The following is an 11,528-nucleotide window of genomic DNA, read 5'->3' as shown; positions in this document are numbered from 1 at the left end:
GATCGGGGGCCGCCGCACAGCTCGTGGTTGATCACGAGGGTCACGGTGATGGTCTGGCCGGTCTGTTCCCAGCGTTGTCGAACGCGCGCGGCGAGTTTGATCTCGACGTGCGCACTGATCGCGGCGAACCGGAAGCCGATCCTGTCCAGGTAGCTCTGCGCCAGGTCGGCGACCTCGTCCTCGCCGCTGATGATCTGTTGTGCGGGTCGGTCGCCGACGAACCACCGGCCGTGCGTCTTCCGTCCGCTGTTGGGGCCTTCGAGCGGAGGCGGTAGTTCTCGGCGTAGGTGCTCGACCCGGTCGATGCCTGGTGTCGGCGACCGCGTCGCGGCCGAGGTGGGCGCCGGGAGGTTCGCCGCGGTCGAGGTGTCGCCTGCGGTGACGTTGCTGAGGTAGGCGGTGAACCCCTGTTCGGCGTGGGCGGCCTGGGTGAGGACCTCGGCGATCCGGTGCAGCGCCGCCGTCTGGGCCGCGAGCGCTTGCCCGGTTTCGGGTCGTCGGGTTCCTTGCGTGGCTTGCTGGAGGAGTGCCCGAGCGGCGTCGATCAGGGTCGCCGCGGTGAGCAGGGACGCCTTCCCGGCCTCGATCTTGGCGACTCCGTTCCGGATCGCGGCGGCGACTTCGGCGAGGGGCACGGACTCATCCTCGCCATCGGCGGCGACAGTTCAGGCGGCTTCGGGCTCGCCAAGGTCACGGTCCACTCGTTCGGGTGAACGACGAGTCGAGTCGGGTGCGTCGAAGGGTGCGCTGTCTGCGGGTGCCCCGCTCGACCAAGACGCCGACTTTGACTACGCGGGCGAGCAGGTAGAGCACCTCGTGGGTGGAGTCCCATGCACCGCCCTTGCTGGTCGGCATTCTCGTGGCCGCACACGTCCCGCCCGCTGCGTCGGTGTCGCTGCCCTCGACGGCACTGGCCGGTCCCCGCAAGACGTGTTGCCCCGGAAGCGGGAACCGGAACGACACAGCCCAACTCGGCCGCGCGCCCTTCAGTGCACCGGCCCCGCTTCGGCGGCCGGAGGTCAAGCGGGGGCGACCCAGAGGCGAGTGCTCGGGTCCCACACCGCCTCGGCGTAGAGGCGGCGGAGGTCGGGCAGGCCGGGGCCGATCATCCAGCCGAGGCGCTCGCAGTCGGCGTGGCCCGGCCAGCGGCCGGTCCACAGGTCTTGTCCGCAGTCGTGGTCAAGATCGCACATCAACCGTTGGTGGCCGGTGACGAGGCAGCGGGCGACGTCGCAGCCGCCGTCGTACTCGTCGTATTCGTGGGCTTCGCCCACCTGCACGTCGCAGTCCGGGCACCGCTCCAGGGAGTCGGTCAACGAGGACAGCGCAGGCCGTTGCGTCGAGTTGGGGTCGCTGTGGTCGCTCATCCTGGCCTCTCTTTGGTTCCGGTTCGTCGGTTCGCCTGAGTTGCTAGTTCTTCGCCCGCGGCGGCCTGGGATACCTCCCGGAGCCGCCACGGCGAGCCGTCGATCAGGGGGCGGGCACGGTTTGGTGTGCCGGTTGCCCGCCGGGACGTTGTGTCCCGGCGGGCAACGGGCCGGGTTCAGCGGGTGGCGAGATCGGTGCGCAGGTCGGCCAGAAGGCGGTCGTCGTGGGCGCGTCGCCAGAGGTGCCAGCCGTTGGCGGTGGTGCCGGTGAGGGTGGTGGCGAGGGCGTTGACGGTGGACACGGCGAACCTGTCCGGTCCGTGTTGCAGGATCCCGCCCGCTACGACGGTGGCGCGGTGCGCGCCGAGAAGGACCGGCTCGCCCTGTTCGATCAGCCCGGCGTCGAGGAGTGCGGCGAGTGTGTTGGGTTCACCGCCGGACGCGGGCTTGCCGGTGAGGGTTGTCCACTGCGCGTCACTGAGGGCGGCGTCGGCGAGGACTCGCATGCGCAGGAGCACCGACGTGACGACCTCGTGCGGCCAACGCGTGTCGAGCGCCTGGTAAACCAGCACGGTGTGCCATTTGCCCTGGATGGCGGCGAGGACCTCGACGTCGACCCGGGTGGGGTCGTCGTCGGTGGGGGCGAGTAGCCGCAGCACGACGTCCCCGCTGTGCAGGTGGGCGGGCGGCGGTGCGGGCAGCCAGGTCCCGGCGAACAGGTCGGCGATGTCGGTGGGGGCGGGGTCGGGGGCGGGCGCGTCACCGATGAAGCGCACTGGGGGCGCGGCGGCGTCGGTGGTGCGCACCGCGACCACGACCAGTCCCCACGCCCCGGTGGGCGGCCGCGTCGGCACGGTGTGCGTGGGAGCCGGGGCGAGCAGGACTGTCTCGGGCGGTAGGACGTCGCGCAAGGCCGGCGTCGTGGTGGGGTGACTGCTCATGCTGTCCTCCAAAGGATTGGGTTGGGCAAAGGACTTGCGGTTGTGGTGACGTCAGCGCGCTGGGTCGACGGGCGGCGGGGTGGCGGGCGGCACAGGTGGGAGTGCGGTGAGAACCCGTGCGGCGCGGTCGAGGAGCCGTTGGGCGATCGGCGCGAGGACTTCGGTGGCGTCGGGTACCAGCCGGGGAACGGGTGCGCTGTACCACCAGTTGTCCGGGGCGTCGGTGACGAGGCTGGTCCAGGTCAGCTGGTCGGTGAGCACCTCGGCGAGCGCGTGGCTGTCGGTGATGCGGCGGTCGCAGCGCACCCGCGCGCGGAGGACACGTCCGCCGAGGTCGACGACGCGGGTGTAGTGGTAGTGCCAGGAGTTGACCGCCGACTCCACGTCGAGGTCGGTCATGACGGTGGTCATCGCGGCTGTCCTTCGGTCGTCGGTCGTCGGTGATGGGTTCGCGGACTTGGGTCGGGCGGGGTGGCGGTCATGCCGACCATCCGAGGGCGTCGGCGGCGATCGCGGGCAGATGACCGATCTGCTCGCCGATGCCGAGCCACACCACGGGCGAGTCGGTGGGTCGGATGCCCCGTGACTGGGCGTCGTCGGGGGTGCACACCACCCGCGCGAGAAGGTGCTCCATCGGGTAGCCGGGTTGGGCGGCGACCCGCAGCGGCGTGGCGGGGTCGTAGCCGGACAGGGCGGCGATGAGGTCGCCCACGGTGCGGGGGTGTTTGTAGGTCATGGCGGGTCACCTCGTGGTCGTGGGTCGGTGCGCGGGGTGGGGTGGTCCGGGGCGGGGGGGTTCCGCCCCGGACGGGTGGGCTAGCGGGTGGTTGCGCGGAGGGCGGCGGTGGCGGCGTGTCCGATGGCGCGGGCGGTGGTGGTGGGGTCGGTCAGCACGTGGACGGTGGACCCGTCGAGCGGGGTGTCGTGGGTGGCGGTGGTCAGCCACAGCACGGCGCACCCGGACGCGCGCAGCCGGTCGAGTTTGCGTTGTCCGTCGATGCGGGGCTGGTAGCGGTAGTCGCCGTCGGACACGATGACCAGCAGCCGCGCCGCGCCGGGGCGGGACAGCCCGAGGGCACCGTCGAGGGCGTCCAACGCGACCGGGATGTCCTCCCAGTTGTCGTTGGACTCGAACTCGGTGACCTCGGCGGGCGGGCGGCCGGGGTGGGTCAGCGGGCGCACGTGGTGCCCGAAGATCACGGTGGCGGTGTCGGTGGGCACCCGGGTGTGGCGGGCGGCGTTGGCCAGGATCCACGCCGCCGAGGCCACGTGGGCGCGTGCCCACCCCATCGAGCCGGACACGTCGCACGCGATCCCGACCCGCAACGGCGGGACGGTGACCGGGGTGCGGGTGGTGCGGGTGAACGGTTCGGCGGTCACGACCGCCCCGGCGGCACGTTGGGCTTCGGCGGCACGCACCCCGCGCATCCGCAACCGTCCCGGCGGGACCTGCGAGGTGGACTTCACCGCGACCCGTTCCCGGACCCCGGCGGTGTCCAACGCCCGCGCCAACACCCGCGCGGCGGTGCGCTCCTCCGCCGTGGGCGGGCGGGTGCCCGCTAGCCGGGTGCGACCGGTGCGGGGACCACCGGCGGCGAACACCCGCCGTGCCGCCTCCTGCGCCTCCTCGTCGGCGGCGTCGGCGTCCGCCTTCGCGGCGGCGGCGACGGCGGCGGGGTCCTCGGGTGCCTTCTCCCGCGCCACCGTCGCCGCCACCCCGTTGAGCACGGCGGCGATCGCGTCCGCCAACGGCGACGGGTCGGGTGCCGCGCCGGGGTCGGGGTCGGCGGGGGTGTTGGGGTCGGTGTCCGGGTCGGTGCCGAGGATCTCGCACCATTGCCGCCCGAGGGCGAGCATGGTCTCGCCGTCGTCGTCGGCGGTGCGCAACGCCGTGCGCCACACCGCCCGCAACCTGTCCAGCACCTCGGCACCGAGTACGTCCTCGATGACCCGGGCGACCGGGGCGACCTCGGCGCGGGTGAGCACCCCGCCGTCCGCGCGTCCCAGCAACAGCGCGGCGGTGTGCGCGGCGTGCGCCGGGGTCATCTGCGGGGCGGTGGCGGGGTCGGCGAACAGGTGCAGGTCGGCGGCGACGATGGACTTCACGCACGCCCGCAACCAGTGGCGGTCGTCGGGGCGGCGGCGGACCTGCGCGGCTTCCATGCGAGGCTCCTCCAACAGCATGGCGGCGGCGACCACGCCGGGCGGGGCGTCGGGCGGGGGTTCCCAGGCGGTGTGTTTGGCGTGCCCGCACTCGTGGGTCAGCGCACCCCACGCCGGGGCGTAGCGGGGGCGGTCGGACAGGTTGGCGGGGTCGACGGTGGCGGGGTCCACGCCGAGGTGGTCGCCGTCGACCTCGATCAGCGCGCGGGCGGGGTAGAAACACGCCGGGGCACCCCCGCCCGCGCCGGGGGCGACGGTGACCAGGAGGTCGTCGCGGTCGGCGATGATCGGGACCTCGTCGGCGAAGGCGGCGGACAGGGTCAGCCATTCCGGGCGGGTGGGGAACACGGCGGCACCGGCGGCGGTCGGGTCGGTGGTGAAGTGGGTGCTCACGGTTGCGGGTCCTTTCGCGACGGTCGCGGTTCGCGGGGGTTGGGTGGTCAGGGTTTGGTGGTGATGCGGGCACCGAGGGCGAGCGGGGTGACGGTGCGCCCGAACGCGTCCCGTACCACGGCGGCGACGGTGGCGCGGTCCTCCTCGGGCGCGATGCCCACGAGGTTCCCGGCGGCGGCGTCAGTGCCCAACACGGCGGCGATCTTCTTGAACGCCAACAGTTCCCGCAATTGGGGTGCCCATCCGACCTCGCCCCGTTCCTGACGGGTGGCGAGGTTGCGCGCCACGCGCACCGCCTTGCGGTCCACCCCCAACTGGTCGGCGAGGTCGTAGTCGCTGGACACCTGCACCTGCACGGAGAACCTGGACGCGAGGGCGTCGGTGAGCACCGCCCCGTGCACGCCGGGGTTGTGCCCGGCGACCACGTAGAACCCCGGCGCGGCGTCGACGACCTCGCCGCCGTTGGCTTTGATCACGATCTGGCGGCGTCCGTCCATCGCGGGGTAGACCACGGCGAGCACGGTCGGCGGGATCAGGGTCGCGTCGTCGATGAACAGCGGCACCCCCGCGCGCATCGCGCGGACCAGCGGACCGTGCACGAACACGAACTCCCCGTCCGGGGTCTTGGTGTAGTCGCCCACGAAGTCGGCGACCACGGTGTCCCCGTCGCCCTGAACCGTGACGCAGTCCGGGAACGCCGCCTCCACCACCGACGTCTTCCCGGTTCCCGGCGGTCCGTACAACAGCGCGGCGACCCCCGCCTCGCGCAACCGCCGCAACGCCGTCACGTCCGGCAACGAGGTCCCCTGCACCAGGCGCGGGTGGTACTCCATCCCGTTGGGGCGCATGACCGGACCGCTCACCACAGCCGCCGACCCGCCCGCCTTCGCCCCGCCCCCGCACGGTCGCGCCGCAGCGGTCGGGGCGGTGGACGGCGGGACGGACGGTTTCGGGCGAGGTGCGCGGGGTGGGGCGGGGGTGATCGTGGGCGCGGCAGCGGACGCCGTGGTCGCGGTCGCCCGATAGCTCACCGGGGTGGTCGAGGCGACCTCCGCCTCCCCCCGGTCCGCCAACGCCCGGCACGCGTTGCCCACCGCCCCCGACGACCGGTTCAACGTGTGCGCGATGGCGCGCGGGGTCAGCGCGGTTCCCGTGTTGTCGGCAAGGATCTTGGCGACCATCGCGCGCAGTTCACCGTTGCGCAACCGCGACCCACCCGCCGGGGCGGTGGGGGTGGCGGCGGGTGCCGGGGCGGTCGGGGTGGGCGTGGTCATCGCGGGTCCTTTCGATTCCATGCGACAGGCGGGCGCGCTATTCGGGTCACCCGCAACTAGTCCGGGGACTTGTTTCACCGGACATGGCTCGAGCCGGGCGTGGTATTCCATGTGATTCCGGTTCCCTTGGCGACAATTCAATTATGACTCTGCGCCGCGCGTCGCGCAACGGTTTTGGCAGCTCATTTTCATGACTCTTTTCGGCCGCACCCGGCGACTATCGCCACCACCAGAGGAGCCGGGCATTCATAAATGCGGCGAACTCGCGTTCGCGCAGGTCAGCGGCATGCGTAAATGCCGTGAACCCTCAGAGCGAAACCAAGACCAGCGGGAACCGAAGACAAAGGAGATTCCCATAGCAGAACGTAAAACAGTAGGAACACACGAGTCGAATCGGTGATGAGACAGAGGAGAAATAGCGGGGGTCTGAATGATCGGGGCGTGACCACGAGCCAGCCCCGATGTGTTCACCGGCTTGTGGGCAAGCGAGTCTGGGATACCAGTGGATCCCCCCGCAGGCCCGCTGACCGGCGTCTTCACCGGCCGCGGGGGGTGGCGTTCTAACGGGATCCCCAACCTGATCCCCAAGGTGATCCCCCATGTGAACCCCCAACGGAAGCGGCTGTACGCGCAGCCGATGTCCACACCGGAACAGCCACGTTGACCAAGTCGGGTCGCCTCAGTCGCGCGCTCCGGGGGAAGCGACGTCACACCTCGCTCGGTCGGACGCGGCTCGGGGACCGTGCCGGAGCACATGGGAAGGGGTGCGGTGGCAGAGCGAGACGACGGAGTCCCGTGGGACCGCCACCTGCAGAAGAATCTTTTCGCCTTCACGTGCGGGCTCGCCGTTCGGGCGACACTCCGCGACGGCCTGAGGCGTCGAGTCGAGACTTTCTCCACGGTAACTCGTAATCCATCGACGAGAATGACGGCAAACACACTGCTCTGCACGATAGCATTCCGACCCCGACATCGAAACGATGCCCAACAGGTTCCCTCTCGTCCGCTGAAGATGCGAAAGCCTTTTCCAGCGAAAGCCCTGTGCTCGCCTAGCGCGGGCATCACCGAGGTGCCCAGGCTGGTGGAACCCTTCTTCGAGTGAAGTCGGAGGGATGCGAATTGCTTGGACAGGCTCAGGCGCGGGCACCTGCACGGTGGCGAAAGTGCTTTTCCGCGCACACAGCGGAGTTCGACGACGTGACCGATCCCCTGCCGCCCCCCCTCCCCCCGCGACAGCGTGGCTCGGAGGCTGACCCACCTGGTTGTCGCCCGCCGGGCGCGGTCGTGGTGGTCACCCCGCCTTGCTGTGGTCACGATCGGCTCCGGGCGGATGAGACGGGTCGCCGACGTCGTGGCGGCGGCGCAGCCGCTCGGCAAGGCCGATCGTCTGCGGGGTCGGCCGCTCGTCAACCTCGATCAGCCGCGTGGCCAGCAGGGTGAGCGTGCGCGGAATGGCGTCGAGTTGGCCAAGGCGTTCCTGCAGCCGCATGATGTCGCGGTAAATCAACTCGTTGTGCGGGTCGAACGCGCGGGCGATCTCCAGCAGGTCCAGTGTCTGCTGTGGGTCCTGGTCGACCAGGGCGCGGGCGAGGGCGGCGACGGCGTCGATCGCGTCGCGGCGGATGGCCTCGCGGGCGGTCTCGATCCACTCCGTGCTCAGCCCGTCGGCCAGCGGGCCGCGGTAGCTGTCGACGATGTGCCGGTATGCCTCGACCCGCTGCTGGTCGGTGGTGGCGACTCGGCGGGCGGCCACGGCGGCGGCGAAGGTCCAGTAGTCCACCTCCACCAGTTCGGGGTCCAGCCGGTATCGACGCTCGCCGACCAGCACGACGTCGGCCAACGCACCGTCGGTGGCGGTGGCCAGGGCTCGACGCAGGCGCGAGAGCGAGGTGTTCATCGCGTTCGTGGTCTTCTCCCGTGGGCGGGTGGCCCACAGGGCTGCGGTGAGCGCCTCGCGGCTGGCGCCGTCCGGGTGCAGGGCCAAGAACACCAGCAGCTCGCGCAGACGGGGTTGGAACGCCGAGGTGACCTCCCGTTCGGCGGCCTCGGCGTCAAGTACCTCTCGGGTGGGGCGCCACCAGACCTGCGGCGGTCCCAGGACGCTGATCCGCAGCGGCACGAGCGGCGTCACCCCGTCGGCGTCGACGCGGTCCTGCAGGCACTCTCCCATCGAAGGCTCGACCTCGGTGGTACCGAGTCGATGGTCATTGCCGATGGTGGGTGCGCTCCGCGGGCGCACAGCCTGCTGGGTGGGTCGCAGTCGACGACCCGGTGAGGTCATGGACGCAGGTACGAGGATTACCGGGTCGCGGGCGCCGCGCCGTTCGGCAGCGCCGTCGGCGGCCACCAGCTCGAGATCCGTGTCGTCGACCGGGTCCTCGACCACGATGTGCTGGTCCTCCTTTGTCCTCGCGTGGTCCCCCGCATCAGCCGTGGGCTCTACGGGGGCAGGATCGCCGATCACGACGAGGGGGTGACGCGGGTGGCCTGGCGGCAGGTCGTCGCCAGTGAGGTCCACAGGTCCGGGTCCGTCTTGGGCGTCCGCGCGACGCAGCAGGGCCAGTAGGTCGGCGGTGTGGTCCTCACTCAGCCTGAACACGCTGGTTCCGCGCAACGGCTCGCCGATGCCGGGACTGGTGGCGGAGATGGTGCCGTCGTCGCGAACGTAGGCGGTCACCCCGGGGGTCCACTGGCCCACCAGCAGCCCGGTCACCCCGACGCTCGCCCCGTTGTCCAACACCGCCTGCAGCCGTCGGGACTGCCGTCCCGGCGCGCGGGTCACTAGCACGACGGGCTCCCATGCCTGGCCGGTGGCGGGATGTTGACCGAGGCGCACCAAGGTCTCGGACTCCAGCACGTCCAGGGCGGCGTCCAGGTCGGCCACCACGTGCACGCTCGCCGGTAGCGGCACCTGGGCCGCCCGCCGCCCGAGCAACACCGCCCGGTCCTCGGCCGCGACGACAACCCGGGCCGGTCCACTGGCGGCCTCGGGTGCGGTGGTCAGGACGGTGACGAGCAGCGCGCGGACCGCGGCGGCGGCGCCCGCGCCGACCAGCCCGAGGCCGTGCGAGCTGGCCAGGTTCAGCGCGATCTCGCGGCCATCGTGAACACCCATGGGCAGGATCGGCGCCTGATCGTCGAAGCTGCCCTCGGCGGTGCCGAGCACCACGGGCGGCGCCGGTGTCCGCCGCGGTCGCTCACTCGGCCGGTCGAAATTCAGGTCGTCGTCGACCTCAACGTCAGAGTCGAGCGCGTCATGGTCGGCGCGCAGGTGCGCCAGCCGAAGCCGGTAGACAACCGGGGCGACGGGCAGGTCGCTGCGGTCGCCACTGCCCGGCACGTAACGGCGGCGCGCGGCGGCCAGGGCGGCGCTGACCGCCGACGCCAGACCAAGTCCGACGAACAACTCCTCGCCCCACCGGAACCCCGGTTCGCCGGGCACGTCCGTCGTGGCGGGTGCTGATGTTGTGGAGGGCGTCGGCGCCGTCGGGCTGCTCGGTGGGGGTGTCGTCGTTGTCTGAGAGGGCGTCACGGGGCCCGGTGTTGTTGGACGGGGTGGGTTCGCGGGCACGGTGGCGTCGTCGGGCAAGGCCATCTCCTCGCCGGGGAAGACCAGGCTTGGACGGATGAGGGTGCCGCCGTCGGGTTGGGGTTTGCTCTTGTTGAGCTCGAAGATCTCCGGCCAACGGTTGCCGTCGCCCAAGGTGCGTTCGGCCATCCGCCACAGTGAGTCATACACCCCCGTCCGCGGGTCGTACGGGAGCACGACAGCGGACTTCGCGCGGGCGGGTTGCTCGGCCGCGACGGCGGGTGCAGACCGCTCCGGGGCACTGTATGCGACCGTCCGGAACCCGGCGGTCGCCTGTTCGGCGGGTTGGTTCCACGCGGACGCCGTCGCGACCACTTGGGTGATGCCGGGTCCGGCGGTGTGCAGCAGCGCGGGAACCAGGCTGGCGCGCTGCCCGAGGATGGAGATCAGCACCGCGCCGACGAGCACGGCCGCAATCCGACGGATCGGGCCGGCTGCCGCCAGGTCCGCCATCCGGGCGTCGCGGACGATCTCGATAGCGCAGCGGGCGACGTCGAGGACGAAGGCGCCCCACACGAGCCAGGTCGCGCAGGCGAGGAAGTCCAGTAGAAACGTCGTGGTCATTGGACCGAGCAGCACGCCGTGGATCTCGGCCCAGGACGGCAGGTGATCGGACAGCGGCCAGCCGATGAAGTGCGTCAGCGCCCACGGCAGCCCGGCCAGCAGAACGGCGAGGACGACAGCGGCCAGCAGCCCGCGGGTCAGCCTTGCGAGGAATCCGAGCACGCGCCCGGCGCCATGCCACGTCCGACCTCGCGGCGGCCGACGCTGCTTCTGCCGAGAGATGTGTGGTGCGGTCATGACGTACTCATTTCCTCAGTGGAACAAGGAGGTCGATGCTCGCCACCGCGCGGCGCGATCACCCACATGTCCGGTAACGGCGGACCACGGCGGCAGCGGCCAGCGAAAGGTCAGCTCGCCTGCGCGACGAGTCGCTCGGGCGCACCGGCCGGAGGCGTCTCCTCTCCCGGGGTGGGCGCTTCCTCGGCTCCCGGTGTCCTCGGTCCGGGGGTTCGTCGCGCGGTGCTGTGTGTGCCGGAACCGCTCGGGGACTTCCTGCGCTTGCCGCGGGTGGCTTTGCGGCCCGCGAGCCACCGGGTGAGGTCGCTGGGCTTGAGGTCGGTGAACTCGGCCACCTCGTTGACGCCGATGACGTCCTGGGCTTCGGCCAGGACGTCGCCGAGTTTGCGCTCGATGTCCTCGAGTTGAGCGGCGATGGTGGCGCGGCGTTGGGCGAGTTCGCCGACCTGCTGCGCGGCGGCGGCCCGCCGCGCACTGCGGGTGGTGTCGGCCTGCTCGACGCGCTGGCGGATCTCCTCCGGTGTTGCCATGCTGCTTCCCTTCTCGGATCGCTGTTCACGGTGAACAGCGGTGGTCACGGATCGATTGCGGTCACCCCGCGCTGCGGATGGGCGCTGGCCTGGCCGTGAACGTGGAGCGAGCCGATGCCGATTAGTCCGAGCAGTTGGGTGGGCTGGGTAGCCGTCACAGTGACCGTGACGGTGTCTCCGGAGACGGTCACCGTGCCGGTCGCGCCCTCGGCGGCCAGATGCGCCTGGGCGCCTGCGGCCGCCTGAGCGGACACCAGCTGCACCGTGCCGCTGCCGCGGTAGGCGGCAAGGTCGATGGCCTGGGCTCCGGCGCGCGCGGCGGCCTCGGCCTGGCCGTTGGCCCGCACTTTCGCGGCCAACGCGAGGCCACCATCCAAGGTGAGCCCGGCCAGGGCGAGGATGCCGAGGGTGAGCACGACGACGAACGCGCTCACCCGCCCCTCGTCCGCGCGCCACCACAGCTTGCGTGT

General features: G+C 71.5%; 10 protein-coding genes. All 10 read right to left on the bottom strand.

Translation table 11 applies throughout. From position 1 onward, the window contains the following. Window positions 1–635, bottom strand: a 635-nt coding sequence (locus ACWEPX_RS27065) for a DddA-like double-stranded DNA deaminase toxin (protein ID WP_451900055.1), incomplete at its 3' end; no start/stop codon positions are given. Between the two features lie 384 nt (window positions 636–1,019). Then, on the bottom strand, window positions 1,020–1,367 hold the full coding sequence (locus tag ACWEPX_RS27060) for a hypothetical protein (protein WP_451900054.1): 348 nt from the start codon (window positions 1,365–1,367) through the stop codon (window positions 1,020–1,022). A gap of 176 nt (window positions 1,368–1,543) precedes the next feature. Further along, a complete protein-coding gene (locus tag ACWEPX_RS27055) occupies window positions 1,544–2,308 on the bottom strand; it encodes a restriction system modified-DNA reader domain-containing protein (RefSeq protein WP_451900053.1) in 765 nt (254 codons plus the stop codon). 51 nt (window positions 2,309–2,359) lie between these two features. Continuing rightward, window positions 2,360–2,719 (bottom strand): hypothetical protein, encoded by a 360-nt coding sequence (locus tag ACWEPX_RS27050; protein ID WP_451900052.1) that lies wholly within the window; start codon window positions 2,717–2,719, stop codon window positions 2,360–2,362. Between the two features lie 67 nt (window positions 2,720–2,786). Continuing rightward, window positions 2,787–3,044 carry a hypothetical protein gene (locus ACWEPX_RS27045; RefSeq protein WP_451900051.1) on the bottom strand — a complete coding sequence of 86 codons (258 nt, stop codon included), beginning with the start codon at window positions 3,042–3,044 and terminating at the stop codon, window positions 2,787–2,789. Window positions 3,045–3,124: 80 nt separating this feature from the next. After that, a complete protein-coding gene (locus ACWEPX_RS27040; protein WP_451900050.1) occupies window positions 3,125–4,864 on the bottom strand; it encodes a vWA domain-containing protein in 1,740 nt (579 codons plus the stop codon). Window positions 4,865–4,911: 47 nt separating this feature from the next. Next, window positions 4,912–6,138: an AAA family ATPase gene (locus ACWEPX_RS27035; RefSeq protein WP_451900049.1), complete on the bottom strand. Its 1,227-nt coding sequence runs from the start codon at window positions 6,136–6,138 to the stop codon at window positions 4,912–4,914. Window positions 6,139–7,429: 1,291 nt separating this feature from the next. Further along, window positions 7,430–10,453: a BTAD domain-containing putative transcriptional regulator gene (locus ACWEPX_RS27030; protein WP_451900048.1), complete on the bottom strand. Its 3,024-nt coding sequence runs from the start codon at window positions 10,451–10,453 to the stop codon at window positions 7,430–7,432. 185 nt (window positions 10,454–10,638) lie between these two features. Then, a complete protein-coding gene (locus ACWEPX_RS27025; RefSeq protein ID WP_451900047.1) occupies window positions 10,639–11,106 on the bottom strand; it encodes a hypothetical protein in 468 nt (155 codons plus the stop codon). Then, window positions 11,103–11,492 (bottom strand): hypothetical protein, encoded by a 390-nt coding sequence (locus tag ACWEPX_RS27020; protein ID WP_451900046.1) that lies wholly within the window; start codon window positions 11,490–11,492, stop codon window positions 11,103–11,105. Before ACWEPX_RS27020 ends, ACWEPX_RS27025 begins: the two co-directional genes overlap by 4 nt. Between the last annotated feature and the right edge of the window lie 36 nt (window positions 11,493–11,528).

It is taken from the genome of Actinokineospora sp. NPDC004072 (assembly GCF_053604195.1).
This window is presented reverse-complemented; position numbering and strand designations above follow the sequence as displayed.